At 67.6% G+C, this 25,042-nt stretch carries 31 protein-coding genes and 2 pseudogenes; 21 read left to right on the forward strand and 12 right to left on the reverse strand.

All coding sequences use genetic code 11. The features are described 5' to 3' along the window. Positions 1-181: 181 nt before the first annotated feature. Both AB0M45_RS20785 and AB0M45_RS20790 read right to left on the reverse strand, forming a co-directional pair. The gene (locus tag AB0M45_RS20785; RefSeq protein WP_364331340.1) at positions 182-427 is read right to left on the reverse strand and encodes a hypothetical protein; all 246 of its coding nucleotides are present in this window, start codon (positions 425-427) and stop codon (positions 182-184) included. A 235-nt stretch (positions 428-662) separates the two neighbouring features. Further along, a complete protein-coding gene (locus AB0M45_RS20790; RefSeq protein WP_364331343.1) occupies positions 663-2,126 on the reverse strand; it encodes an MFS transporter in 1,464 nt (487 codons plus the stop codon). A 54-nt stretch (positions 2,127-2,180) separates the two neighbouring features. Here AB0M45_RS20790 and AB0M45_RS20795 point away from each other — a divergent pair, with 54 nt between their 5' ends. The 7 genes from AB0M45_RS20795 (at position 2,181) to AB0M45_RS20825 (ending at position 7,162) form a co-directional block, all read left to right on the forward strand. Then, positions 2,181-2,885: a TetR/AcrR family transcriptional regulator gene (locus AB0M45_RS20795; RefSeq protein WP_364331345.1), complete on the forward strand. Its 705-nt coding sequence runs from the start codon at positions 2,181-2,183 to the stop codon at positions 2,883-2,885. 177 nt (positions 2,886-3,062) lie between these two features. Continuing rightward, complete coding sequence (locus tag AB0M45_RS20800) at positions 3,063-3,794, forward strand: acetoacetate decarboxylase family protein (protein ID WP_364331348.1); 732 nt, start codon at positions 3,063-3,065, stop codon at positions 3,792-3,794. Positions 3,795-3,908: 114 nt separating this feature from the next. Continuing rightward, a complete protein-coding gene (locus tag AB0M45_RS20805; protein ID WP_364331351.1) occupies positions 3,909-4,055 on the forward strand; it encodes a hypothetical protein in 147 nt (48 codons plus the stop codon). Beyond that, complete coding sequence (locus tag AB0M45_RS20810; protein WP_364331354.1) at positions 4,052-4,417, forward strand: DUF202 domain-containing protein; 366 nt, start codon at positions 4,052-4,054, stop codon at positions 4,415-4,417. Before AB0M45_RS20805 ends, AB0M45_RS20810 begins: the two co-directional genes overlap by 4 nt. Continuing rightward, positions 4,414-4,722 carry a DUF202 domain-containing protein gene (locus AB0M45_RS20815; RefSeq protein WP_364331357.1) on the forward strand — a complete coding sequence of 103 codons (309 nt, stop codon included), beginning with the start codon at positions 4,414-4,416 and terminating at the stop codon, positions 4,720-4,722. Before AB0M45_RS20810 ends, AB0M45_RS20815 begins: the two co-directional genes overlap by 4 nt. 45 nt (positions 4,723-4,767) lie before the next feature. After that, entirely contained in the window at positions 4,768-6,669 is a 1,902-nt protein-coding gene (locus tag AB0M45_RS20820) for an alkyl sulfatase dimerization domain-containing protein (protein ID WP_364331360.1), read from the forward strand. A 130-nt stretch (positions 6,670-6,799) separates the two neighbouring features. Beyond that, positions 6,800-7,162: a hypothetical protein gene (locus AB0M45_RS20825; RefSeq protein WP_364331364.1), complete on the forward strand. Its 363-nt coding sequence runs from the start codon at positions 6,800-6,802 to the stop codon at positions 7,160-7,162. A 312-nt stretch (positions 7,163-7,474) separates the two neighbouring features. Here the strand turns inward: AB0M45_RS20825 and AB0M45_RS20830 are convergent, their stop codons facing one another. The 3 genes and pseudogenes from AB0M45_RS20830 to AB0M45_RS20840 all read right to left on the reverse strand — a co-directional run bounded on the left by AB0M45_RS20830 (position 7,475) and on the right by AB0M45_RS20840 (position 9,139). After that, positions 7,475-7,993: a DUF1990 domain-containing protein gene (locus tag AB0M45_RS20830; protein WP_364331367.1), complete on the reverse strand. Its 519-nt coding sequence runs from the start codon at positions 7,991-7,993 to the stop codon at positions 7,475-7,477. 301 nt (positions 7,994-8,294) lie between these two features. Beyond that, positions 8,295-8,747, reverse strand: a pseudogene (locus AB0M45_RS20835) (M23 family metallopeptidase); the annotation flags it as partial. Positions 8,748-8,821: 74 nt separating this feature from the next. After that, complete coding sequence (locus tag AB0M45_RS20840) at positions 8,822-9,139, reverse strand: hypothetical protein (RefSeq protein ID WP_364331370.1); 318 nt, start codon at positions 9,137-9,139, stop codon at positions 8,822-8,824. A 379-nt stretch (positions 9,140-9,518) separates the two neighbouring features. On the opposite strand from AB0M45_RS20840, the gene rpsB reads away from it, so the two are divergent. The 5 genes from rpsB (at position 9,519) to AB0M45_RS20865 (ending at position 14,003) form a co-directional block, all read left to right on the forward strand. Continuing rightward, a complete protein-coding gene (gene rpsB / locus AB0M45_RS20845) occupies positions 9,519-10,331 on the forward strand; it encodes a 30S ribosomal protein S2 (RefSeq protein WP_364331373.1) in 813 nt (270 codons plus the stop codon). A gap of 97 nt (positions 10,332-10,428) precedes the next feature. Continuing rightward, on the forward strand, positions 10,429-11,253 hold the full coding sequence (gene tsf, locus AB0M45_RS20850; protein ID WP_364331376.1) for a translation elongation factor Ts: 825 nt from the start codon (positions 10,429-10,431) through the stop codon (positions 11,251-11,253). 191 nt (positions 11,254-11,444) lie between these two features. Beyond that, a complete protein-coding gene (gene pyrH / locus AB0M45_RS20855) occupies positions 11,445-12,173 on the forward strand; it encodes a UMP kinase (protein WP_040780648.1) in 729 nt (242 codons plus the stop codon). 51 nt (positions 12,174-12,224) lie between these two features. Further along, positions 12,225-12,782 (forward strand): ribosome recycling factor, encoded by a 558-nt coding sequence (gene frr / locus AB0M45_RS20860; RefSeq protein WP_067472498.1) that lies wholly within the window; start codon positions 12,225-12,227, stop codon positions 12,780-12,782. Positions 12,783-13,154: 372 nt separating this feature from the next. Next, on the forward strand, positions 13,155-14,003 hold the full coding sequence (locus tag AB0M45_RS20865) for a phosphatidate cytidylyltransferase (protein ID WP_364331456.1): 849 nt from the start codon (positions 13,155-13,157) through the stop codon (positions 14,001-14,003). 4 nt (positions 14,004-14,007) lie between these two features. On the opposite strand, the gene AB0M45_RS20870 is transcribed toward AB0M45_RS20865, so the two are convergent. After that, the gene (locus AB0M45_RS20870; RefSeq protein ID WP_364331381.1) at positions 14,008-14,349 is read right to left on the reverse strand and encodes a lipopolysaccharide assembly protein LapA domain-containing protein; all 342 of its coding nucleotides are present in this window, start codon (positions 14,347-14,349) and stop codon (positions 14,008-14,010) included. A 110-nt stretch (positions 14,350-14,459) separates the two neighbouring features. Here AB0M45_RS20870 and rlmN point away from each other — a divergent pair, with 110 nt between their 5' ends. After that, positions 14,460-15,569, forward strand: coding sequence for a 23S rRNA (adenine(2503)-C(2))-methyltransferase RlmN (gene rlmN / locus AB0M45_RS20875; protein WP_364331384.1), 1,110 nt, complete (start codon positions 14,460-14,462; stop codon positions 15,567-15,569). Positions 15,570-15,597: 28 nt separating this feature from the next. Here the strand turns inward: rlmN and AB0M45_RS20880 are convergent, their stop codons facing one another. Further along, positions 15,598-15,981, reverse strand: coding sequence for a hypothetical protein (locus AB0M45_RS20880; RefSeq protein WP_364331387.1), 384 nt, complete (start codon positions 15,979-15,981; stop codon positions 15,598-15,600). Between the two features lie 11 nt (positions 15,982-15,992). After that, complete coding sequence (locus tag AB0M45_RS20885) at positions 15,993-16,241, reverse strand: hypothetical protein (protein WP_364331390.1); 249 nt, start codon at positions 16,239-16,241, stop codon at positions 15,993-15,995. Between the two features lie 74 nt (positions 16,242-16,315). Here AB0M45_RS20885 and AB0M45_RS20890 point away from each other — a divergent pair, with 74 nt between their 5' ends. Both AB0M45_RS20890 and AB0M45_RS20895 read left to right on the forward strand, forming a co-directional pair. After that, positions 16,316-16,870 carry an RNA polymerase sigma factor gene (locus tag AB0M45_RS20890; protein ID WP_364331393.1) on the forward strand — a complete coding sequence of 185 codons (555 nt, stop codon included), beginning with the start codon at positions 16,316-16,318 and terminating at the stop codon, positions 16,868-16,870. Continuing rightward, positions 16,867-17,139 carry a hypothetical protein gene (locus AB0M45_RS20895; protein ID WP_364331396.1) on the forward strand — a complete coding sequence of 91 codons (273 nt, stop codon included), beginning with the start codon at positions 16,867-16,869 and terminating at the stop codon, positions 17,137-17,139. Before AB0M45_RS20890 ends, AB0M45_RS20895 begins: the two co-directional genes overlap by 4 nt. A gap of 33 nt (positions 17,140-17,172) precedes the next feature. Here AB0M45_RS20895 and AB0M45_RS20900 read toward each other — a convergent pair whose 3' ends face one another. Next, positions 17,173-17,586 carry a DUF5997 family protein gene (locus tag AB0M45_RS20900; RefSeq protein ID WP_364331399.1) on the reverse strand — a complete coding sequence of 138 codons (414 nt, stop codon included), beginning with the start codon at positions 17,584-17,586 and terminating at the stop codon, positions 17,173-17,175. Positions 17,587-18,086: 500 nt separating this feature from the next. Here AB0M45_RS20900 and AB0M45_RS20905 point away from each other — a divergent pair, with 500 nt between their 5' ends. Further along, positions 18,087-18,311 (forward strand): hypothetical protein, encoded by a 225-nt coding sequence (locus AB0M45_RS20905; RefSeq protein ID WP_364331402.1) that lies wholly within the window; start codon positions 18,087-18,089, stop codon positions 18,309-18,311. Positions 18,312-18,399: 88 nt separating this feature from the next. Here AB0M45_RS20905 and AB0M45_RS20910 read toward each other — a convergent pair whose 3' ends face one another. Further along, on the reverse strand, positions 18,400-18,765 hold the full coding sequence (locus AB0M45_RS20910) for a hypothetical protein (protein ID WP_364331405.1): 366 nt from the start codon (positions 18,763-18,765) through the stop codon (positions 18,400-18,402). 242 nt (positions 18,766-19,007) lie between these two features. On the opposite strand from AB0M45_RS20910, the gene AB0M45_RS20915 reads away from it, so the two are divergent. Beyond that, entirely contained in the window at positions 19,008-19,925 is a 918-nt protein-coding gene (locus AB0M45_RS20915; RefSeq protein ID WP_364331407.1) for a LysR substrate-binding domain-containing protein, read from the forward strand. A gap of 408 nt (positions 19,926-20,333) precedes the next feature. Here the strand turns inward: AB0M45_RS20915 and AB0M45_RS20920 are convergent, their stop codons facing one another. Together AB0M45_RS20920 and AB0M45_RS20925 are read right to left on the reverse strand one after the other, a co-directional pair. Beyond that, positions 20,334-20,651 carry a hypothetical protein gene (locus AB0M45_RS20920; RefSeq protein WP_364331410.1) on the reverse strand — a complete coding sequence of 106 codons (318 nt, stop codon included), beginning with the start codon at positions 20,649-20,651 and terminating at the stop codon, positions 20,334-20,336. 140 nt (positions 20,652-20,791) lie between these two features. Next, a complete protein-coding gene (locus AB0M45_RS20925; RefSeq protein WP_364331413.1) occupies positions 20,792-21,061 on the reverse strand; it encodes a DUF2631 domain-containing protein in 270 nt (89 codons plus the stop codon). Positions 21,062-21,359: 298 nt separating this feature from the next. Here AB0M45_RS20925 and dxr point away from each other — a divergent pair, with 298 nt between their 5' ends. The 4 genes and pseudogenes from dxr to AB0M45_RS20945 all read left to right on the forward strand — a co-directional run. Further along, positions 21,360-22,499 (forward strand): 1-deoxy-D-xylulose-5-phosphate reductoisomerase, encoded by a 1,140-nt coding sequence (gene dxr, locus AB0M45_RS20930; RefSeq protein ID WP_364331416.1) that lies wholly within the window; start codon positions 21,360-21,362, stop codon positions 22,497-22,499. Positions 22,500-22,662: 163 nt separating this feature from the next. Further along, the gene (locus tag AB0M45_RS20935; RefSeq protein ID WP_364331419.1) at positions 22,663-23,865 is read left to right on the forward strand and encodes a M50 family metallopeptidase; all 1,203 of its coding nucleotides are present in this window, start codon (positions 22,663-22,665) and stop codon (positions 23,863-23,865) included. Positions 23,866-24,049: 184 nt separating this feature from the next. Then, positions 24,050-24,712 carry an AAA family ATPase gene (locus tag AB0M45_RS20940; protein ID WP_364331421.1) on the forward strand — a complete coding sequence of 221 codons (663 nt, stop codon included), beginning with the start codon at positions 24,050-24,052 and terminating at the stop codon, positions 24,710-24,712. Positions 24,713-24,917: 205 nt separating this feature from the next. Beyond that, positions 24,918-25,042 (forward strand): annotated as a pseudogene (locus AB0M45_RS20945) (4-hydroxy-3-methylbut-2-en-1-yl diphosphate synthase); the annotation flags it as partial.

Here is a 25,042-nt window from a genome sequence, read left to right on the forward strand (position 1 = left end):
TATGTCCGCGCGTTTGCCGAATAGATATGGACGCGTTCCCCTGCCGGGCGCGTCGGTGGAACGGACAATATCGTCATCCGCCCCCGACGTGGAGCCCGGCCGGGGCTTGGCAGAGACGAGACGCCTCGGGCTTACGATGCCCGGGGCGCTCTCGTCCTCAACGCGCTTCTGTCGAGTGCGGTCAAATGGCGCACACGAACACGGCGACCGCGTTGATGACCGGCGGAAGAAGCAGCAGCGGGGCACAGAAAATGCCCAGAGGCCAGATCAGGCCCAGGGTTGCGGGCTCGACCTGAACCGGAACCGCCGAATTATCCACGGGAACCGGGGATACGTCCGGGGCCGCCGAAGCGAATCCGGAACCGAGGGCGATGACCGGTGCAACCGCTACCGCCGCCGCCGTTGCGCGCATTTTAGTCGTGATCATGATGTCTCCTGCGACTGATTGATACACAAGCCCTCGTCTACTGAAGGCCGGCAGAATGCGAACACACCACCAACTCTGCTCGGAGGGCGCGCAGGAGACCATCAGCCCCCGGGTCGGAATAATTCATACCGGGTGAAGCAGAATGCCGGGATTTTTGCTACCCGGTGCCGAGCGCCTGTCGGCCGGCGGCGCCGCGATGGATGATCAACCACCACCGCGGCCCCGTCGACACCGATTATCCGTTCGTCACCGCGGCAGGCTCGGGCTGCTCGGTCGATTCCGCCCGTCGCGCGCGCAGCAAGGCCGCACCGAGCGCAGCGGCGGCGATGCTGAATCCAGCGCTGATCCATGCGCCGGTGGACATGGCGGCGGTGAAGGCGTCCTTGGCGGGCTCGATATAGCCGAGCAGGAACGCCGCGCCGATGGACTCGCGCGCCGCGTCGGGGGCGTCCGCGGGCATATTCGATGTGAACACTCCGGCCAGGACGCTGCCCAGGATCGCGATGCTGATCGCCATACCGACCTGCTGCAGTGTGTCGTTCATCGCGGAGCCGACACCGGCGTGTTCGAGTGGGATGGCGCTCATGATGGCCGCGTACGCGGCCGGTCCCGCCAAACCGCCGCCGATGCCCATCACCAGCATGCTGGCCAGGATCCCCAGATACCCGCTCGCCACGGCCAGGATGCCGAACGCCGCGCCCACGACGAGCAGCCCGGAGACGATGAGCGTCTTGTTGCTCAGGGTCTTTCCGAGGGTCGCGCCGAGGCCGTTGCAGACGGCCGCGGCCACGGCATAGGGCAGCAGCGCCAGACCGGCCTTCATCGGTCCGTAGCCCAGCACGAACTGCAGGTATTGGGTGAGCATCAGCATGACCGCGCCCATGCCGAAGACCATCAGCAGCAGAGTGAAGCACGTGCCGGTGAAATCCCGGCTGCGGAAAACCGCCAACGGCAGCATCGGATGCGCCGATCGGCTCTCCCACACGACGAACGCGAGGGCCGTTACCGCGGCCAGCGCGATCATGCCGATGTTCCATTCCCGCTCGATGATCACGTAGACGGTCGCGCTGAGCGCCACGATGGACAACAGCACGCCGACGAGGTCGACGGGTCGCTGCTCGCCGGTGGTCTCCGGCATCAGTACCACGGCCGCCACGATCGCGAGTATCGCCACCGGAATGTTGAGCAGGAACACCGAACCCCACCAATAGTGCTCGAGCAGGAAACCGCCCAGTGTCGGTCCGGCGACGATGCCGACCATCGAAACCGTCGACCACGCCGCCATCGCCGTGCGGCGTTCGTCCTCGGCGAAGGTGGTCATCAGGATCGACAGAGTCGACGGCATCAGCAGCGAGCCGCCGACGCCCATCGCGGCGCGGGCGGCGACGACCTGCCACGGCTCGGTGGCCAGCACGGCGGCCAGTGACGCAACGCCGAACAGGGCCAGCCCGGTGATCAGTGCGCGCCGCCTGCCGAACCGGTCGGACAGGCTTCCGGCGGTGAGCAGAAGCCCGGCGAAGACCAGCACGTAGGCGTCCAGGATCCACTGCACGTCCGACGGTGTGGCGTTCAGCTCCCGGATCAGCGACGGTATCGCGAGATTGAGCACGGTGCTGTCGAGCATCAGCACCAGCAACGACAGACACAAAACTCCCAGGACCCACCAGCGGCGCGGGTCTCGTACAACGTTCGATTCCACTCGCACAGCGTACGAGAAGATCGAACAGTGTGCGAGTGAATATAGAATCCAGGGGTGACCAAGCAGTTCACCTCGGTATGGACCAGGGAACCGCGCCAGCCCAAGACGTCGGGGCTGCGCCGCGAGCAGATCATCACCGCGGCCGTCGAGATCCTCGACGCCGAGGGGCTGGAGTCGCTGAGCATGCGCAAGCTCGGCGCGAAGCTCGGCGCGGGCGCGACCAGCCTCTACTGGTATGTCGCGAACAAGGAGGAGTTGCTCGAGCTGGTGCTCGACCAGTTCTGGGGCATGGTGCAGACCCCGGATCCCGAGCAGGCATCGTGGCGTGAGCTGCTGACCACCTTCGCCTACAGCTTGCGTGCGACGATCCGGGAGCACCCGTGGGTGGCGTCGCTGGTCGGGCAGCTGCCCAGCATCGGTCCGAACTCGCTACAGCTGAGCGATCGCCTGCGGCGCGCGTTCGTCAAGGCCGGTTTCCGAGGTGTGGACATCTATCTGGCCGGCGGAACGGTGATGGGTTTCGTGCTGGGCCAAGTGATTCCGGAGATCGCATGGGAGAAGGCCTCGGGCGGGACCGAGATGGACACCGACGGGATGCTGCGCGTGATGGGCGAGCTGGCCGCCGGCTATCCCGACATGCTCGCGGATTACCGGGCTACCGCGCCGACGGATCCGGAGGTCGCGCGAGCGATGGCCTTCGATTTCGGCCTGCTCTGCGTGCTCGACGGCCTGGAGGCCCGTCTGCGAAATTCCGGGTAGCCGCGCGGGGGGACGCGTCGCCAACGTAAAGTTGAAACAGGTTCTACTAAGGAAACGGCGGCATATGAGCAGTGTAGTGGCCGATCATCTGATACGTGTTCTATAGAGATGATCGGGCGGAACCCTCCGCATGACCACGCGGCGCACGGCTAGGCCGACGCGCGGAAAGGCGTTGACGTGAGCACGCACACGGTTCTCGGCCGCGAAGTACGGATGCCGGTGCGCATCCGGCTCGCGCACGCGTTCATGGCGACCTATCTGGTGCCCGCCGCGGCCGCGCAACGGCTCATCGACTACTCCGGCCTGCGCATCCTGCGGCTGCCGGGCGGACGCGCGATGTGCACGCTGGTGTTCGTCGACTACGTCGACGGCGATCTCGGCCCCTACAACGAGTTCGGCGTCTCGTTCATGGTTCGCCACCACAGGGCGAGTGCGGCATCGGGATTCGGTGACCTGAAAGACCTGGCGACCGGACGGGCCGGAGTGTTGATCCATCGGCTGCCCGTCGACGGCGATTTCACCCTGGCCGCGGGCCGGGGCATCTGGGGGTTCCCCAAGGAACTCGCCGAGTTCGTCGTCGATCACCAGGGCCGGACGCGCAGCGGTGCGCTGCACCAGAACGGACAGTTGATCGCGGATCTCACGATTCGCCCCGGGTTCACGACACCGGGTGGCCGCGCGACCGCGTCCTCCTTCGACGCCTACTCGCATATCGACGGGATCACTCGCTGCACGCGGTGGCAGATGCGGCCCTCTGGTATGCGAGCACGTCTCGGTGGGGCGGAGCTGAACCTGGGCGACCACAAGATTGCGGAAGAATTGCGGTCGATCGGTTTGCCGCGCCGCGCACTGATCTCCTCGGCCGTCTCACGGCTGGCCATGACGTTCGAGGATGCGGTCGCCATCTGACATAGCCCGCACATAACCAGCGGGTCACGGGCATGCTGGGAGCGTGGACGGCCTCGGGGCCTACGGTTACGCTGGCGTAGCGGATCGTTTGCCAACGCTACGAGCGATGGAGTGATGCCCGTGATAGCCGCCGAGCAGCGCAGTGCTGTCGATCAGGGCTGCGAACCGGGCCGGCTGGGCGAGGCAGTGCCGCACGCGCAGCGCGGTAGCAGCGCATGCGCCGATGCCGAGTACCCCGCGACCCGAGCCGAGGCGGCGTGACGCTGCCGAACCCCGATGCCGAATCGGAAGAGGGTGAAGAGGAACTCGACTACCGCTTCACGCTCGCGAACGAACGCACCTTCCTGGCCTGGATGCGGACCTCGCTGGGTTTGCTCGCCGGTGGTGTCGCGGTGCACACGTTGGTGCAGTCGTTCCGGATGGCCGGGTTCCGGCGCGCGATCGCGTTGAGCTGCCTGGTTTTGGCGGCGGTGGTCGCGGTCGGCGCGTATGCGCACTGGCGGCGCGTCGGCGTGGCCATGCGGCAGGGCAGCCCGTTGCCGGACACGGTGCTGGTGCCGATCCTGTCGGCGGGCATCGCGATCGTGTCCGTGCTGGCGGGCTTGGCGGTGCTGCTGCGATGAACGCGCCGCATCTGGCCGCCGAACGTACCGCACTGGCCTGGCGGCGCACCGCGGTGGCGTCGATGGTGGTCGGCACGCTGTTCCTGCACGACGCCCTCGACAGTGGATGGCGTCCGGCCGCGATCGCGCTCATCGCTGCCGCGTTCGCGATGGTGGCGCTGGCAGTGGCCTGCTACCTGCGCAATCGCAGCCTGCGTCAAGGCCGGTACACACACGGTCATCGCATTGTCGCCGCATCGGCGGTGGCGATCGCCGTCGTCGCGGTCGTGGCCGCCGCAGCCGGTTTCCTCGATCCACGGCCGTGAAGGGCAGGCGACAGCATGGTCGGTCGACACGTGAGGAGGACGACAATGAGCACAGCGAGTGAGCCGAGCGGTTTCATCCTCGCGGAGCATCAGCGTGCCGCCGCCGCGCTGCCATCGGACGACACCGCCGATCCCGCCGACGCGGAACGCGGATTCATCGCCGCGCTCGATCCCGGCGTGGTCACCTCCGAAGACGGAACCGTCTTGTGGGACAACGACTCCTACGCCTTCCTGCGGGAAGCCTGCCCGGCGTCGGTCCATCCCAGCCTCTGGCGACAGTCCGGGCTGGTCCTGAAACAGGGCCTGTTCGAGGTCACGGAGGGCATCTACCAGATCCGCGGGCTGGACATCTCCAATATGACACTGGTCGAAGGGAAGACCGGTGTCCTGGTGATCGATCCGCTGATCTCCGCGGAGACGGCGGCGGCGGGTCTCGCGCTCTACCGCGCGCACCGCGGCGACCGTCCGGTGACCGGCTTGATCTACACCCATTCGCACGCCGATCATTTCGGCGGTGCGTGGGGTGTCGCGACCGCCGACGAGGTCGCGGGCGGCCGTTGTCCGGTGCTGGCCCCCGCGGGATTCCTGGAACATGCGGTAGCCGAGAACATTTACGCGGGGACCGCGATGGCGCGTCGTGCCGGATACATGTACGGCGCTGTGCTGCCGCGCGGCCCGCTCGGCGCGGTGGGGGCGGGGCTCGGCCAGACCACCTCGGTCGGCACCGTCACGCTGATCACCCCGACGGTCGACATCACCACGACCGGACAGGAGGAGACGGTCGATGGGATACGGATGGTCTTCCAGCTCACGCCCGGCACCGAAGCGCCCGCGGAGATGAACTTCTACTTCCCCGACCGTCGCGCGCTGTGCATGGCGGAGAACGCGACCCACACCATGCACAACGTGCTCACGCTGCGCGGCGCGCTGGTGCGCGACGCGCACGTCTGGGCGAAGTACCTGACCGAGGCGATCAATCTCTTCGCCCGCGAGTCCGATGTGGTCTTCGCGTCGCATCACTGGCCGACCTGGGGCACGTCCCGGCTGGTGGAGTATCTCGCGCTGCAACGTGATCTATACGGGTACCTGCACGACCAGACCGTGCGGCTGCTGAACCAGGGGTACGTCGGCGCGGAGATCGCCGAAATGCTGACGCTGCCACCGGCCATCGAACAGGCGTGGCACGCGCGCGGATACTACGGCTCGGTCAGTCACAACGTCAAGGCCATCTACCAGCGCTACATGGGCTGGTTCGACGGCAACCCCGCCCATCTCTGGGAGCATCCGCCGGTCGAATCCGCGCGGCGGCACGTCGAATTCATGGGCGGCGCGGACGAAGTGCTGCGCAAGGCGCAGGCCTCTTACGACGCCGGGGACTACCGATGGGTGGCGCAGGTGCTCAACTACGTCATCTTCGCCGAGCCGGACAATGACGCCGCGAAGGAATTGCAGGCCAGCACCTTCGAGCAACTCGGTTATGGCGCGGAGAACGCGACCTGGCGCAACTTCTATCTCAGCGGAGCCTACGAGCTGCGCTACGGCTCGTTCGGCACGCCGACCAAGGCCGAATCGCCGACCGTGGCCGCCGCGCTGACCGTCGACCAGATCTTCGACGCCTTGGCGTTGCGCGTCGACGGTCCGAAGGCGTGGGACCATCGGCTGGTGACGGATTGGATCCTCACCGACGAGGACCGCACCCATCGGCTCGAACTGCGCAACGGGCGTCTGACCCACTTCGATGTCGCCCCCGGCATGACTGCCCCCGAACCCGACGCCACGTTCACCCTGACCAAGGCCACGCTGATCCGAGTGCTGCTGGCCGGAGAGGACTTCGGCGTCGCCGCGGCCGCGGGCGACATCGTCATCGAGGGAGATGTCACCAAACTGGCCGAACTGGTCAATATCTTCGACGCGCCGGACCCCGATTTCGCCATCGTCACGCCGTAATTGCCGGGCGTGTGCCTCATGTCGTTGCCCTCGATCGGGGTCGGCCTGCAAACCCCGCGTGATCGATCAGCCGGGAGTATGCGCGGAAAATCGGTCGATCCCTGGCGAGCGTTTCCCTACTGTGGTGCTCATGTCCACCGCGTCGATCGACCGTCCTCCGCTGCGCGAGCGTCTGCGTGCGGGGTTGTCCGCCGCCATGAGAGCCCGTGACCGCGCGGGTGTTTCGGCGCTGCGCTCGGCGCTGGGCGCCGTCGACAACGCCGAGGCCGTCGACGTCGCCGAGCACCGGGCGGGTGCGCTGGAGCACAGCGCAACCGGGCTCGGTGTCGCCGAAGTCGAGCGCCGGGAGCTGACCGAACAGGACGTCGAACGGATCGTGCGGGCGGAGGTCACCGAACGACTCACGGTCGCTGAGCAATACGAGTCACTCGGCCGGACCGACCGTGCCGCGACACTGCACGCCGAAGCGAAGGCGTTGACCGACCTGCTATAGCTCCCCTGAGCCACCAGGTCTCCGATTGGTTTGCTCAGGTTTGATCCGAGCGGCTGATCGGTGATTTCGACGCGACGGAGAACGCCGCAGCGCGACTGCCCCCGGAGGTCGTGCCGTTGGCCGAGCACGTGCCGAACAATCGTTCGCGGTCGTCGGCTATGCCCCGAGACGGTTCCGCGAGCGCTTCGGGTGCAATCCGCCGCGCACGTCTTCCACGGTGGTCTCATGCCCGCCGGGATGCCGGTCCGGCGACTGCGCCCCACGGTGCTCGAAGCATCGCTGAGCCGCGCTCGAGCCGGTTGCGGACGGCGCTCAGACGGTTGTCGGCAACGCCGCGAGGTATCTGCCCGCGACGAAGCGCTGGATGAGCCGGACGACCGGTCCGCCGAGCCTGGTGTACCAGGTGGCCGGTCGGGAGAACGCGAGGACAAGCCCGTACACGGTGTCATCGCCCGAGTCGTATTCGACCGCGAACAGTTCCTCGCCCGCCGCTGGATGCCCCGGCAATGTTCCATAAGCGAAACCTCGCCGGTCGGGTTCATCGAGCACGTACACCACGCGGCACGGCGCGGTGATTCCCACCGGACCGACCCCGAGCCGCACGGTGATGGCGCTGCCCGGCTCGGCTGTCGGGGTGTCGGCGCATCGGAAGATCCCGGTTTCCTTCTGTATCCGATAGGCCAGGATCTCCGCGCCCGCGTGCTCGAACAACGGGCGACCCCGGCCGATCGGACGCCGCAGCCGGAACCGGTGATACCCCTCTGGCAGCACACCCCTGGTCGCACCCACTTCGCGATACGTGAACGGTGGCCGGCCCAGCCCATCCTCCATGCGTCGATCTTCACCTCCCACGGCGCGGCCCCGCTACTTCGAACCCGCACCGGCGATTCATGGCAGTCCTGGAGAGGCGGCGCGGCCCCGCTTCGCCAGTGTGCTGGCGCGGCGGTCGGTGCGCATGGGCTCCACCGGTGTGGTCTCGGCCTGGTGTTGCTCGAGCGCGACGCCTAGGTATACGGCGGTGCGGACGCGCCCGCGAACCTCGCGCTGCGCCGATGGATCGACCCGCTCGCACGCGAGGCCGCCCCGGATGTCGCCGGCCGTTCGTGGACGACAACGCGAACGACCCTCGCGAGCCCACCGGTTTGAGCCGCAGGGGAGTCAGATGGAGGAGTCCGAGCGGATCCAGGTACTCGCGCCGCCGACGGCCACCGCCCTCAGCACGCGCTCCCCAGTGCAGGCACGGCGTCGCGCAGTCCGGGTGACCGGACTCCAGCGTGCCGATTCTCGTGCCGCGCCCGACTCGCCTGCCCACCGGGACCTCGGCGCGGACCGGCTCGTAGGTCGTACGCAGGCCGCCGGGATGATCAATCGACACCACGGGCTTGTCGGCTACCGTTCCCGCGAAAACGACCGCCCCTTCTCCCGCGGCGAGCACGGCCTGCCCCTCGGCTCCGGCCAGGTCGACGCCGCGGTGCCCGGGCAGCCAGTTGTGCGCGGGCTTGTCGAAGCGCCGCACCACCGCGGGCCGCGGTTGCAGCGGCCAGCCGAACCGGCCCTCGGGTGCCGCGATGGCCATCGGCTCCATCGAGACGACCGCGACGACGCCGAGTCCCACTACCGACGCGAGACGCCGGCGTACCCACGTGCCGTTCGACGGAGTCATCGGAACCCGGTCGAGACAGCCGACGGAGCCATCCGGGCTGTCCATGCGGGTTCGGCCTGCTCACACGAGGACACTCCCAATGACGCAGACCTGGCGCCAAGACGCTCGTCCTCGGTGTCAGTGTCGGACTGCCGGAACCGGAACGGCGCGCGGCGCAGCAGTCCGGGCAGGGATGGGAGGCAGACGGAACCCGCGCACGCCCCGGGCGCGTGTTCCGCGACGTATGGATGGGCCGCGACCGGTGGCGCGGAGACGACGCCGAGGACGAACAACAGCGGGATCAGCAACGTCGTCGTCGTGGAGATCGGTTTCATGCCTCCACTGTCCTGCGGCGCAGACGCCTTCGAGGGGGCGAACCGCGGAATGTGGATAACCTGCTCGCCTGTGAAAAATGCGCGTTCCACCTGGTCGAAGGCTTTGGATCGGACCGATTTAGGTCTGGCCGCCCCCAGGCCGTAAACTGATCGGGCGGTCTGTGCGTGCACGGACCGACTTCGCGCGCCACCTGTGCTTGTTCGTAACGGCGCTGTTCGATCGAGCTCAACAGCTTTTGGGTTCGCGGCAGCGTGTTCGGAACAGGGAATCGCCGGCTGGTCCCACCCTCGCGGTCGGGTCCGACGATTCGGCGGCGCCAGGGCAGCGGATCGCCGATTCGCTGCGTCAACCGGCAAATGAAAGAGAGATACGAGAGCCATGGCTGTCGTAACCATGAAGCAGCTGCTCGATAGCGGCGCGCACTTCGGGCACCAGACGCGGCGCTGGAACCCGAAGATGAAGCGGTTCATCTTCACCGACCGCAACGGCATCTACATCATCGACCTGCAGCAGACGCTGACCTACATCGACAAGGCCTACGAGTTCGTCAAGGAGACCGTCGCCCACGGTGGCACCGTCCTCTTCGTCGGTACCAAGAAGCAGGCCCAGGAGTCGATCGCGGCCGAGGCGACCCGCGTCGGGATGCCCTACGTCAACCAGCGCTGGCTGGGCGGCATGCTCACCAACTTCTCCACCGTGCACAAGCGTCTGCAGCGCCTCAAGGAGCTCGAGGCCATGGAGCAGACCGGTGGCTTCGAGGGTCGCACCAAGAAGGAAATCCTCATGCTGACGCGTGAGATGAACAAGCTGGAGCGCACCCTCGGCGGTATCCGCGACATGCAGAAGGTGCCCTCGGCCATCTGGGTCGTCGACACCAACAAGGAGCACATCGCCGTCGGCGAGGCGCGCAAGCTGAACATCCCGGTCATCGCGATCCTGGACACCAACTGCGACCCCGACCTGGTCGATTACCCGATCCCGGGCAACGACGACGCGATCCGCTCCGCCGCCCTGCTCACCAAGGTCGTCGCCTCCGCGGTGGCCGAGGGCGTGCAGGCGCGTGCCGGTCTGTCCGCGGGCGACGAGAAGCCCGAGGCGGGCGCTGGCGAGCCGCTGGCCGAGTGGGAGCAGGAGCTGCTCGCGCAGGCCGCCCCCGGCGCCGAGGCTGCCGAGACCACGGCCGAGGCCTGAGACTCGTAACCAGCTGTTTCGGCGGCGATCACGAGCGAGTGCCATCGTGGTCGCCGCTGTCGACAACTCACACTTCCCCAAAGGAGGCTCGCCGAGAATGGCGAACTACACCGCTGCCGATGTGAAGCGGCTCCGGGAGCTGACCGGCTCCGGCATGATGGATTGCAAGAACGCGCTGGCCGAGACCGACGGTGACTTCGACAAGGCCGTCGAGCTGCTGCGCATCAAGGGCGCCAAGGACGTCGGCAAGCGTGCCGAGCGGACCACCGCCGAAGGCCTCGTCGCCGCCAAGGACGGCGTCATGGTCGAGATCAACTCCGAGACCGACTTCGTCGCGAAGAACGCGGAGTTCCAGCAGCTGGCCGAGCAGGTCGTCGCCGCGGCGGCGGTCGCCAAGCCGGCCGACCTGGAGACGCTCAAGGCCCTCGACCTGGGCGGCAAGACCGTCGACGAGGCCGTGCAGGCCCTCGCCGCGAAGATCGGCGAGAAGCTCGAGCTGCGCCGGGTGATTTCGCTGGACGGCCCGGTCGCCACCTACCTGCACAAGCGTGCCTCGGATCTGCCGCCCGCCGTCGGCGTGCTGGTCGAGTACACCGGTGAGGGCGACGCTGCGGCCGAGGCCGCTCGCGCCGCCGCCATGCAGGTCGCCGCCCTCAAGGCCAAGTACGTGACCCGCGACGAGGTTCCGGCCGAGATCGTGGAGAACGAGCGCCGCATCGCGGAGCAGACCGCTCGCGAGGAGGGCAAGCCCGAAGCCGCGCTGCCGAAGATCACCGAGGGCCGCGTGAACGGCTTCTTCAAGGACGTCGTGCTGCTGGAGCAGTCCTCGGTCACCGATTCCAAGAAGACCGTCAAGGCGCTGCTGGACGAGGCCGGTGTCACCGTCACCCGCTTCGCCCGCTTCGAGGTCGGCGCGAACTGATCGCCGCACCCACAGCGTGCAGGCCCCCCGTCGACCGAGTGAACGCCGGTTGACGGGGGGCCTTCTGCTGCCGCTCGAACCGAATAAGGCAGGATAGGTGCCGCTCCGCCTTGTTCTACGTCACAGGCGCCTGCCGTGCGCACCGATCGCCGGAACAACGACAATCCACCGCCGAAGGAGACTGGAGACCCATGACGGACCCGGGGACCGATCGCCCAGGATATCGCCGGGTGCTGCTCAAACTGGGCGGTGAGATGTTCGGCGGAGGCAAGGTCGGGCTGGACCCGGATGTGGTGCAGACGGTCGCCGAGCAGATCGCCGAGGTGGTCGCCACGGGCGTCCAGGTCGCCGTGGTGATCGGCGGCGGGAACTTCTTCCGCGGTGCCGAGCTCGAGGAGCGCGGCATGGAGCGCGCCCGCTCCGACTACATGGGTATGCTCGGCACGGTGATGAACAGCCTTGCGCTGCAAGATTTTCTGCAGCAGCAGGGCGTGGACACCCGGGTGCAGACCGCGATCACCATGGGTCAGGTCGCCGAGCCCTATCTCCCGCTGCGCGCCAAGCGGCACCTGGAGAAGGGGCGCGTGGTCATCTTCGGTGCGGGCATGGGCATGCCGTACTTCTCCACCGACACCACCGCCGCGCAGCGTGCCTTGGAGATCGGCGCGGACGTGGTCCTGATGGCCAAGGCGGTGGACGGCGTGTTCACCGCGGACCCGCGGGTCGACGAGACCGCGACCATGTATTCCGAGATCACCCACAAGGAGGTCATCGAGCGCGACCTCAAGGTCGCCGACGCGACCGCCTTCAGTCTGTGCATGGACAACCAGATGCCGATTCTGGTGTTCAATTTGTTGACCAAGGGCAATATCGCCCGCGCGGTCGCCGGTGAGAAGATCGGCACATTGGTTCGGTCCTGATACCCCGCGGACCGCGGATCATGACATGACGACGCTGTGGAGGAAACGGTCGTGATTGAAGAAGCGCTCTTCGACGCCGAGGAGAAGATGGAAAAGGCCGTCTCGGTAGCGAAGGACGATCTCGGAACCATTCGTACCGGTCGGGCGAATCCGGGCATGTTCTCCCGGGTCGTCGTCGACTACTACGGTGCGCCGACCCCGATCACCCAGATGTCCAGCATCACGGTGCCGGAGCCGCGCATGGTCGTGATCAAGCCCTACGAGGCGAACCAGCTCGGGCCGATCGAGACCGCGATCCGCAACTCGGATCTCGGTGTCAATCCGACCAACAACGGTGACATCATCCGGATCTCGGTCCCGCAGCTGACCGAGGAGCGCCGCCGCGAACTGGCCAAACAGGCCAAGGGCAAGGGGGAGGACGCCAAGGTCGCCATCCGCAATGTCCGCCGCAAGGCCATGGACGAACTGGCGCGCATCCAGAAAGATGGCGAGGCGGGCGAGGACGAGGTCGGCCGCGCCGAGAAGGAACTCGACAAGACCACCGCCAAGTATGTCGGGCAGGTCGATGAACTGGTGAAGCACAAGGAAGCCGAACTGCTCGAGGTCTGACGCCGACCGCCTGCGTGAGCGAGCGTCAGCGAGGCGCAGGCATGAGCACCGGCGCGTAATCGGTTGGCATGTGAAACCGAAGGCACGGGGAATGCCGCCAGGGGAACCAGCGGCATGAGCGGCAGGCCCGGAGGCGGTAGCTTGCGTAACCACGAAGGGCGCCGGAACGCCGCCGGTGCAATACAGCGGAGGGCCCGCCCGGGCGGGGGATGAACGGAACGACGAGTGAGCGACGGGACAATCGTGGCCGAGAACGCCGCCGCGACCGGTGCGGCTGAGGAGCCGCCGGTGAACGGGAGAGCCGATGCGAGGCAAGTGCACGCGAACGATGCCGGCACCGCCGAACCTCTAGCCACGTCCGAGGGCGATGCGGTGACCGCTCAACCCGACCCGGCATCGAGCGGTTCGCGGGCGGGCCGCAATCTGCCGGCCGCGCTGGTCGTCGGCTTCGGCCTAGGCTTGTCACTGATCGCGATCCTGCTGTTCGTGCCGAAGGTGTTCATCGGCGTCGCGGCGGCTGGCGTGGGTGTGGCCACCTGGGAGGTCGCCAAGCGGCTGCGGGAAGCGGACGTGCTCGTTCCTCGGGTTCCGTTGATCCTCGGCGGTCAGGCGGTGTTCTGGCTCGGCTGGCCATACGGCGCGAGCGGTGTCACGGGAGCGTTCGCCGCCACCACACTGGTCTGCATGGCGTGGCGGTTGTTCGACCACGGTCTGCGCACCGCGCCGCGAAACTTCTTGCGGGACACCGCCATCACGGTCTTCACGCTGGCGTGGATCCCGCTGCTCGCTTCGTTCGCGACCCTGCTGCTGCTCGAGCCGGACGGCAACCTGCGGGTGCTGACCTTCATGATCCTGGTCGTCTGCTCCGATGTCGGCGGCTACGTGGCGGGCGTGCTGTTCGGCAAGCACCCGATGGTGCCCTCGATCAGCCCGAAGAAGTCGTGGGAAGGGTTCTGCGGCTCGCTGGTGTTCAGCGTGATCGGCGGCCTGCTGACGGTGACGCTGCTGCTGGAGGCCAACTCGATGATCGGCGTCGTCCTCGGCGTCGGCTTGGTGCTGGTGGCCACCTGCGGTGATCTGATCGAATCGCAGATCAAGCGCGAACTGGGCATCAAGGACATGGGTACCCTGCTGCCGGGCCATGGCGGGATCATGGACCGCCTCGACTCCATGCTGCCTTCGGCGTTCGTTTCCTGGCTGGTGCTGTCCACCCTGATCTGAGCGTTCAGCGTTGCTTGGCTCGGCGGCGCAACTGCAGAATGCGCACACCGCCGACCGACGCCATGACCAGCGCGCCGCCGATCCCCGACAGCAGCACCGTGACCCCGAGCGGAAGCGAGAACTCCCAGAAGAACAGGTGCACCTGCACCTGATCGAGGTTTTGCAGGATGAAGATCAGCAAGACGACCAGGATCAGGACGCCGGCGACCAGCCCCGTCCAGGCGTAGCCGGTACGCGAGGACAGCGATCTCTCGGTTGTGGCCGGGGGCTCGGACGCGCGGTCCGGCTGGGTGGTGCGCGGGTGCGCTAGGTCCGGGTCCGGGGTGTGGTCAGGGTGGTTGGACATAACTCGATCATGGCGGACTGCTATCACCGCCGCCGGGATTTCCCCGCAACGAACCGGGCATGTCGGGCCGACGTGGGCGAGGCTCGCGTGGATGGGACAATGGAGCAACTATGACGGTCTCCCTTCCCCTCGTTTTCGATGCACCGCGCCGTGGCATGCCGCCGCGCCATCTCGCCGACCTCGACGCCGAGGGCAGGCGCGCGGCCGTCGAGGAGCTGGGACTGCCGAAGTTCCGCGCCGATCAGATCGCCCGGCAGTACTACGCGCGGTTGCAGGCGGATCCGGCGCGGATGACCGATCTGCCCGCGCCGGTGCGCGCGAAGATCGCCGAGGCGCTGTTTCCACCGCTGCTCACCGAGGTACGGCATGTGGTCTGTGATGAGGGCACCACCCGCAAGAGCTTGTGGCGCGCCGGCGATGGCACCCTGCTGGAAAGCGTGCTCATGCGCTACCCGGACCGTAACACCCTGTGCATCTCCAGCCAGGCGGGCTGCGGTATGGCCTGTCCGTTCTGCGCCACCGGCCAGGGCGGCCTGAACCGCAACCTGTCCACCGCCGAGATCGTCGACCAGGTGCGCGCCGCGGCCGCCGCGCTGCGTGACGGCGAGGTGGCCGGCGGCCCCGGCCGTCTGTCGAACATCGTGTTCATGGGCATGGGCGAGCCGCTGGCCAACTACAAACGCGTGGTCGCGGCCGTGCGCCGGATCACCTCGCCGGCTCCGGACGGTTTGGGCATCTCCCAGCGCAACGTGGTCGTCTCCACAGTCGGCTTGGCCCCCGCCATCCGCAAACTCGCCGACGAGGGCCTGTCGGTGACCCTCGCTGTCTCCCTGCACACCCCCGACGACGAGCTGCGTGACACGCTGGTCCCGGTCAACAATCGCTGGCCGGTATCCGAAGTCCTCGATGCCGCAAGGTATTACGCCGACAAGACCGGACGTCGCATCTCGGTCGAATACGCCCTGATCCGTGACATCAACGATCACCCATGGCGTGCCGACATGCTCGGCGAAAAGCTGCACAAGGCCCTCGGCCCCCGGGTGCACGTCAACCTCATCCCGCTCAACCCGACCCCGGGTAGCAAGTGGGACGCCAGCCCCAAACCCGTTGAGCGCGAATTCGTCCGCCGCGTGGAGGCCAAGGGCGTCCCGTGCACCGTCCGCGACACCCGCGGTCAGGAGATCGCCGCCGCCTGCGGGCAGCTCGCCGCCGAAGGCTGAGCCGGCACCGGCGGCGAACTCCGCTGCGTCATCGAGAGATGAGCGAGTCGAGGGCTCGTTGGGCGCCGGGGGCGCGCAGGGGTGAGAAGTAGGGGTTGGTCCGCAGCGCATCGGTCAGCGCGGCGGCGGCCGCGTCGGTGCGGCCGAGCGCCGCGAGGATCATACCGCGATGGTAGGCGAGGGCGGCGCTGCGCCAGCCCAGGGCGGCCGCCCGGTCGCCGTAGACGATCGCCTCATCGTTGCGGCCGGCCTTGTGCAGCGCCCAGGCGAGCGCGTCGGCGGTGCCACGCCGCCTCCAGGGGATCGCCGTGGTTCGCGGCGAGCAGGGCGGCGTCCAGGTACTCGGTGGCTGCCTGCTCCTCGAGCCGCCGGAACTGGTCGGCGATCTCCTGATACTCGGCGGCCGCCGCATCGGGTCGACGCTCAGTCCAGCAGCTCGCCGAACTCGATCAGGTACTCCGGCAGCGGCGCCTGGGTGGTCAACGCCGTGTATCGCGCGATCGCCTGTTCGACATCGCCGCGAGCGGCGAGCTGGTGAGTGCACTGGCACCAGGCGGCCGCCTCGCGGCCGTGCGGCCGGCCGGGGGAGAAGTGAATCCTTTCGCTGTTTCGAGCCTCTGATGTTCGTGTCAGCACGTCGGCTGGCACAGGACAGGAGGTTGTCGTGATCATTGCCGCCGTTGTCGTGGGTGTTGTACTGGTGTGTGCCTGCAGTATCGCCGTGTTGCGCAGGAAGGGGCGGAACCGTGGTTGAGACGATCTGGCCGGACGCGGACTTGGTCGCTTCGGCGCGCGACGGTGACGTCGGCTCGATCGCCGCGCTGGTGTCCGGCTCGCATCCGCATGTGCGCCGATTCGCCTACTCGCTGTGTGCCACCCCGGAGGACGCCGAGGACGCCGCGCAGGAGGCGTTGATCGTCCTGTATCGCAAGATCGGCACCTTACGCGCCTCGGGCGCGCTGGTGTCGTGGATGTTCCGCATCGTCCGCAACGAATGTCTGCGGCAGTTGCGGCTGCGGACCCGGCAGATCGAGTCCCCGCTGGACTGTGCCGTGTCATCCGCCGAGGAGCAAGCCATCCGCGCCTGGGAGACCGAGCGAGTGGCCGCTGCCATCGCGGCGCTGCCCGACGACCAGCGGCGGGTACTGATCATGCGCGATGTTCAGGGCTACAGCGGCCGGATGGTGGCCGATTTGCTCGGCCTGAGTACCGCGGCGATGAAGTCGCGGCTGCACCGGGCCAGGGCCGCGGTGCAGCGCAGCCTGCGGGACGTGTCCGAGCCGGGCGAGGAGCCATCGTGACCGGCGAGCGCGGCTTCGCGAGCGCGTCCGTGCCGCGCCACTTACTGCGCGGGCTGGCCGGATTCGGCGCGGTGATCGCGGCGTTCGCACTGTATCCGCTGGTCGGGTTCGTGAGCTTGCTGCTGGTGCCGGTCGGAATGGTCGCGCTACGCGGCTGCCCGACCTGCTGGGCTATCGGACTCGTCCAGACGATCTCACGTGGCCGTCTGCGCCGGTCCTGCGCCGAGGGACACTGCACGCTGGTCAGCGCCGGTAGTCGAGGCGGTTAGAGTGTCGCCCATCGCATGGCCGGAGCCGGCCTGCTAGCCGCGGTTCTTCGCCGGGCGGTTGGTGGCGGCGCGGCGCTCGGCTTCTTTCGCTTCGATGCGTGCGTTCTCCGCGCGGACCGCGGCGTAGTTCGCACGTTCGCGAAGCAGCCATTCCGGCGGGTCGGCGAGTAAGGCGCCGATTTCCTCGGCGGTGAGGGTCTCGGAGACTCGAGCGCGCACCAGACCGGCGTTGGAGACGCCGAGTTTGCGGGCCAGTACGTCGCGAGGGAATGGGCCGGTGCGGCGCAGTTCGGTGAGCCACCCGGGTGGATCGTTGCGCAGCGCTTCGAGTTGCGCGAAGGAGATCGGCGCGCTGCGGAACTCCTCGGGCGCAGCCGGAAGGTAGACGCCGAGCTTGTTCGCCGCCGTCAACGGCTTCATCGTCTGCGATTTCTTTTCCGGTCTCACCGATGCAGCCTAACGGGCGCAGCCGAGCGAGGTCCGTCCACGGCCCGCGCTGGGCCGAGCGAAGGCGACGCAGACGTCATCATCCGTGCCATCCTTCCGCGATCGCGATCCAATCCTGTCGTAAGGCCGCGCTGAAATAACGCCTACCTTCCGTGAAGTTCCGCATGCCCATGCACCGTCCGATGCGCAACCAGTCAGCGGCCTCACCTGGGTTGTCCTCGCTTGAGTAGATGTGAGCGAGGAGCACAGCTGATCTCCAGTCAGTGTTGGTCACCGCATCCTCGAGGAGACCTCTGGCTGTATCCAGATCTCCGGAAATGCGGTTTGCGGCGTATTCAGGAAAACCCCGCGTCCGTCGGAGCAGAACCCGTGAGGGGTGGCGGAGGGGGAAGTTCACAGTGGCCACCGGAATCCCCGCGTGCCCAGCTGCGATTCCCGATCGGCGGCTAGTTGCCGCCCGCGATTCTCGACCGATTGGCGGGCTCGGTCGAGGACTCGGTGTGGGTAGCATCCTCGGCGATGATGGGAGTGGGATGCCGGAGATTGTGAACTTGACGGCGGTTGATTCCGCGGGCGCGCTCTGGCCGGTCTTGCTTCGTCTGGGGGAGCCGCCGGTGGCGCGGGTGGACATCTTCGATCCGGCGCCGGCCGAGATGGTCGTGAGCGTGCTGGAGCAGCGCAAGGCCGTGTTCGCTTTCAATGGCTTGCCCTGGCGAGCAGAGTAAGTGCTGCTCTGGCCGCCGCAGGGTCACGCACACAGGGCAAGGTCCGGAATCGGGGTACAAGACCCCGGACCGGGTCGGAGGCCCGGCTCTACGGCTGCGGCATGCCCCCGTGCGGACTGTTGAGCACCAGAGGCGCCGAACCCTTCCGCAGGTAGCCGAAGTCCTCGTAGTACTCGATGTGCTGATGCCCGCCGTCCGTCATGGGCCCCACGCTGCGGAGGTCCTCCGCGAGGAGCGCTCGGCTCTCCCGGTCCCCCGTCAGCAGCAGGACCCGGCGCTGCTCGACGACCTGGACGAGCAGCCGAGGACCAGCGTCCGAGCGGACTTCGACAGCCGCGAGATCCTCGGTTTCGAACCTCCCCTCGCCCCGGGCCACCACGGCGGCCAGACCTTCGAACTCCTCCGCAGAACCGCTGACGTCGACCATGCCGTCGCTGAACTCCTCGACCCTCATACCTCTCCCTACGACAGCAGCGGGGCCAGTTCCACCGCGCAGGCGTGCAGTTCGGACAAAATGCGCCGCTCTTCCTCGGCGATCTATTCGTGCGAACCGGAGAGAGATCGATCACCTGTTCGATCGATTGCGGTCCTCACGCAGTGTACGGCCAGATGTAGAGCTTGCGGATCGGGTTCCCCGAGGTAGCCGATACGGCGGCGCGGGCGGTCCCGATCGGACGGTGGCATACGCTTCCAGGAGTGAGCCGGTTGGAGTCGATCGATGTCGTGCGTTTGCGCTGGTTCGTCGCGGTCGCGGAGGAGTTGCACTTCGCGCGGGCCGCGAAGGCGCTGCGCATCTCGCGTCAGACGTTGAGCCGGACCGTCATCGACCTGGAAAATGAGCTGGGCACAAAGCTTTTCGTGCCCGGCGTGCAGCCGACCCAGCTGAGCGATGACGGGCGGGAGTTCCTCGAGCAGGCGCGGGCGATCATCGAGCGTGCCGAGTCCGCGGCTGACGAGCAGCCTCAGGCGGGTGCGGTACTTCGGGTGGGCTTCGTCCCTGGCGTCACCGTCTCGAAGTGGACGAGGATTTGGGGTGAGCGGTTCCCTGAGACCCCGCTCGAGGTCATCGCCCTGGCGCAGGCCGACCAAGAGGTGGCGCTACGCGAGGGCCGGGTTGATATGTGCTTTGTCCGGCTGCCGATCGACCGGGAGGGTATGAGCGCCGTCCCGCTCTACCGGGAAGTCGCTGTCGCCGTGGTGCAGAAGGAACATCCGATCTCGGTGTTCGACGAGGTGCGCATGGCAGATCTAGCCGACGAACATCTCCAGGACACCTCGGACGTCGACACGGTCGCGGGTGCGCTGGAACTCGTCGCCGCGGCGGGTGGGGCGGCCATCGTGCCGCATTCGCTCGCCCGCCTGCACCACCGCCGCGACCTCGTCTACCGCACGCTGGTCGATGTTCCCGAGACGGAGATCGCCCTCGCCTGGCCCGCGGACGGCACCACCGACCTGGTCGAGGAGTTCATCGGTGTGGTTCGCGGCCGGTCCGAGCGCAGCTCGCGCGCACCTGCCCGGGCGAAGAACGCGCAGCCGCAGAAGAAGTCCCCGGCCGAACGCAGGGGCGGCCGTCCGAACCCCGCGAAGAAGCCCGCCCGGCGACGAGGGCGGTAGCCGGGATCCAGCTCGCCGGGAGCCGCTCGGAATTCGACGCGGGATCGGCGACCGAACCGGTGCCGCCGCTCGCGGGCCCCGCCGCTGACCGAGTCGCCACGGCTGGCGCCGGTTGCCTGTGCAGCCGACAGGGTGCCGACCCTGGCGGACGAGTTGGGCAACCGCGCCCATTTCCCTCGCACGTTGCCGCTGCTCGAGCTGCCTGTTGCCGCTGCGCGGTGGTGATGCCCTCCTGCTGCTGGCACGTTCGCCCGCCGTGCCCGGGCCAGAAGACGAGCGGAGACCGAGTGTGCGTTCGTTCCGGCGCGGGTGGGGCTCTCGGCGAAGTCCGGAGTGCGTCGGATTCGTGCGGGACGAAACTCGTCCTGATCGGCGGCGCGAACCAGACGGGTCGGCGCCGCCCCGCGATCAGAAGCCTTTGCAGACCCGGTTGAGTTCGTCGGTCGCGGCGTCCATATTGGCGACTTTGTCGTCGGTGAGGGCGTTGGCGTACGCGACGATGGCGTCCTTCTCCGCGCCTTCGGCGTCGATGGCAGAGAGCTCGGCGGCGAGGGACTGCTGCACGGTCGCGTCGAGGTTGCCACCCGACTGGTCGATGGCGGCGTTGATCGCGGCGATGGCCGCGCCGCATGCCGGTGACTGGGCGTGGGCGGGCGCCGCGGGCAGCAGGAGCAGGGAGCCGATGGCGCTCGCCGCGAGCAGGGCGGCGGAACAGGTCTTGATCATTGCGTCCTAAAGATTGTGGGAACGGAAACCGGGGTCAGCGCGCCTAGCTGAGACGCGGACCCCGGACGCGCACGGTACCAGGACACGGCCCGTCGGTACAGGCCGAATGAAATTGTGTGAGAAGACTTTTCGTAGTGGAACTAGCGCGGCTTGCGCTGCAACCACGAGTCGCGAATCAAGATGCCCACGATCGAGACGGCGAAACCGACGAGGAAGAGGTTCTCGACCTGGCCGCTGTGGTTGCCGACCAGCATGGCCACCAGGATCAGCGCGACGATCCAGCCCGCGATCCGGAAGGTGCGACGCGACTCGCCGCTCCAACCCCAGGCGGCGGAGGGAACTTCGGCGGGATCCACGCGAGTGACGATGCCGCGCTCGGTGTCGGCGGGTTCGAGTTCCGTGGCGGCCACGATCGCTCCTTAGCTGTTTCCTGTACCAGGTTTCCGGTACGCACTCGATGAGCTACTGCCGCATATCGTGACATACGACGGTGCGTCGTTGTAAGCCGGCATGAGCGAGCGCAGCGAGCGAATCATCAACACAGCGCGCACCGCGCATGCCGGAGCCGAGCGCCAGCGAGGCGCAGGCGTGAGCGGTCAGGCCCGGAGGAGGCAGCGAAGCGTGACCACGGAGGGCTCCGCTCATGCCGAGGATCGGCACAGCCCCGCGCCCGTCTAACGCGTTTCGGCGGTAGGACAGAATGGGGTCGTGTCCGACATCGTCAGAGTCCTGCTGCTGGGCAGCACCGGATCCATCGGGACCCAAGCGCTCGAGGTGATCGCCGCCAATCCCGACCGCTTCGAGGTGGTCGGGCTGGCCGCGCGCGGCGGCAACACCGAACTGCTCGCCGCCCAGATGGCGGCCACCGGCACGCGCAACGTCGCCGTCGCCGATCCGTCCGCGGCGCGGCAGCTGGACCTGGCCCTGGGCGGTCCAGGGGCGGTGACCGAGCTGGTGCGTCGCACCGAGGCGGACGTCGTGCTCAACGCCCTGGTCGGCTCGCTCGGGCTGGAACCCACCCTCGCCACCCTGCAATCGGGCACCCGCCTGGCCCTGGCGAACAAGGAATCCCTGGTCGCCGGCGGTTCCCTGGTGACACGCGCCGCCGCCCCCGGCCAGATCGTCCCGGTCGACTCCGAACATTCGGCGCTGGCGCAGTGCCTGCGCGGCGGGCGCGCCGACGAGGTCGATCGGCTGGTGCTGACCGCGTCCGGCGGCCCGTTCCGTGGCTGGACCGCGGAAATGCTCGAATCGGTCGATCCCGCCGAGGCCAAGGCCCATCCCACCTGGTCGATGGGCCTGATGAACACGCTGAACTCGGCCTCGCTGGTGAACAAGGGACTCGAGCTGATCGAGACGCACCTGCTGTTCGGGATCCCTTACGACCGCATCGACGTCACCGTGCACCCGCAGTCGATCGTGCACTCGATGGTCACCTTCACCGACGGCTCCACGCTCGCCCAGGCCAGCCCGCCGGACATGAAGCTGCCCATAGCGCTGGCCCTCGGCTGGCCGGACCGCGTGCCCGGCGCAGCCGCGGCATGCGATTTCGGTACCGCGTCTACGTGGACGTTCGAGCCGGTCGACAACGAGGTCTTCCCGGCCGTCGAGCTGGCCCGCGCGGCCGGGCAGGCGGGCGGCAGCGTCACCGCGGTCTACAACGCCGCGAACGAGGTGGCGGTGCAGGCTTTCCTGGACGGCGCCATCCGCTTCCCGGAGATCGTGCGGACGGTGGCCGCCGCGGTAGAGGCGGCCGAGCAGTGGCGCACCGAGCCGGATTCGCTCGACGAGGTCCTCGCCGCCGACGCCTGGGCCAGGGAATTCGCCGCCGCCCGGGTCCGCGGCTGACCCAGGCGGCCGGATCGGACGCGCGGAGCGACCGCGTCCTGGCACACTGAAGACACCAGGTCGGCCGGTGTCCGGTTAGGGTGGTCAGAGTGCTCGCGGCCAGGAGCGGACGCGTGCGTGCGGGATATTCGAGCTGCGCAAACGCAGGAGGGCTGTAGAGCAAATGGTGTTCGCGTTGGGATTCGTGCTGTTCGCGCTCGGCATCACGCTGTCGATCGCGCTGCACGAATGTGGGCACATGTGGACCGCCCAGGCGACCGGAATGAAGGTGCGGCGATATTTCATCGGCTTCGGGCCGCGCATCTTCTCGTTCCGCCGCGGCGAAACCGAATACGGCTTGAAGGCGCTCCCGCTCGGCGGCTTCTGTGATATCGCGGGCATGACGGCGCTGGACGAGCTGCGCCCGGAGGAGCTCGACCGCGCCATGTACCGCCAGGCCACCTGGAAGCGGCTGCTGGTCATGTCCGGCGGCATCGCGATGAACTTCGTGCTCGGCTTCATCCTGATCGTGGTGCTCGCCGTCGGCTGGGGGCTGCCGAACCTGACCGAGCCACCCGCCACCGCGCTCGGCTCGATGAGCTGCGTGCCGCAGCAGAATCCGGATGGTTCGACCGTGCCGTGCACCGGCACCGGCCCTGCGCAGCGAGCCGGATTGCAGCGTGGCGACATCGTCAAGGAGGTGAACGGCGTCAAAGTGGACACCTGGAAGCAGTTCCAGGCCGAAACCCAGAAGCAGACGGGCCCGTTCACCTATCTCATCGAGCGTGACGGCCGGACCGTCACCATTCCCGTCACCCCGGAGCGGGTGATGCGCTACCCCGAGGACGGTGGCGCGGGACGCGAGGTCGGCGCCGTCGGTGTGGCGCCGGATCGCTACGACCCCGTGCAGTACAACGTGCTGGCCGCGATTCCCGCCGCGGGCGCGTTCACGGGGGACATGTTCGTGCGCACCGTGGACTCGCTGGCCCAGATGCCCGCCAAGGTCTCCTCGCTGTGGGTCGCCGTCACCGGCGGCGAACGCGATCCGGAGACCCCGGTCAGCGTGTACGGCGCCAGCAAGATCGGCGGCGAGACCGCCGAACGCGGCTACTGGAACATGTTCATCCTGGTGCTGGCCAGCCTGAACTTCTTTCTGGGCGTCTTCAACCTGCTCCCGCTGCTGCCGCTGGACGGCGGCCACATCGCGGTGGTGATCTACGAGAAGATCCGCAACACCATTCGCGGCTGGAAGGGTCTGGCACCCGGTGCGCCGGTCAACTACTTGAAGCTGCTGCCGGTGACCTACGTGTTCGTGGTGATAGGCGGCGCCTACATGCTGCTCACCCTGGCCGCCGACATCGTCAATCCGATCAGGTTGTTTCCATGACCTGCTCGGACGGTCGCCCCATGTGCACCCGGACGCGGGATTGACCGATTCGATGAGTGGGAAAACCGGCGAGCAACGGAGACTGTGAGCCGTGCCCAGAGAATTCGGAGCTCGCCGGTATATCCGTGAAGTACGGCTGGAGCCGGACAGTCGCTCGGACGAGTACCCGTTCTGCCTGCCTGTGGTGACGCATCTCGATCGATCCGGTGGACTGGAGTTGGCGCCCGGCGTGAACTTCCTGGTAGGCGAGAACGGCAGCGGGAAGTCGACCCTGGTCGAGGCGATTGCGGTGGCCGCCGGGATGAATGCGGAGGGCGGCAGCCAGAATTACCGCTTCGCCACTCGCTCGAGTGAGTCGTCGCTGGGCGAGCATCTTGTTGTGCGGTGGGACACGAGGAAACCGCGCAGCCGGTTCTTTCTGCGCGCCGAGTCTTTCTACAACCTGGCTACCGCAACGGAAATTCTCGGTCCGCAGCAGTTGGCGGCCTTCGGCGGGGTCTCGCCGCACGAACGCTCTCATGGCGAGTCGTTCGTGGACGTGATGCGGCACCGTTTCTACCCGGATGGGCTGTATCTGCTGGACGAACCCGAGGCGGCGTTGTCGCCCCGGGGTTGCATGGCGGTGCTTGCTCGACTGTCGGAACTGGTCGCTCAACGGTGCCAGATCGTCGTGGCGACCCATTCGCCCATCTTGCTGGCGTTGCCCGGAGCAACGATTTATCAGATCGCCGATGACGGCTCGATCGAGACGGTTGCCTACGACGACGCACTGCCGGTTCGGCTGACAAGGGATTTTCTTGCTGAACCGGACCGTTATCTGCGGCATTTGGTATATGACACCGCTTGACAGAACTTTTGCCGTATCCCTGTTCTGACCGGGGGCGGCGGCCGGGGAATGCGGTTCGCGACGTATTCTGTCGCGGTCGGCCGGGGAAGCGTTTGTCGCTGCTGTCACAGGGTGGCCGCGGTGCGCCAAGGCTAGACTCGGCACCGAATGGGCCGGACACGACGAAAGTAGGCAGCCGAAGGTGACCAGCACAATCGGATTGGGGATGCCGACCGCTCCCGCGGCCGTGCTCGCTCCCCGGCGTAAGACCCGCCAGCTGATGGTGGGCAATGTCGGAGTGGGCAGTGATCACCCGATCTCGGTGCAGTCCATGACCACGACCAAGACGCA

Origin of the sequence: Nocardia sp. NPDC051787, assembly GCF_040681325.1 — a bacterium.
In the GTDB taxonomy this organism is placed as follows: domain Bacteria; phylum Actinomycetota; class Actinomycetes; order Mycobacteriales; family Mycobacteriaceae; genus Nocardia.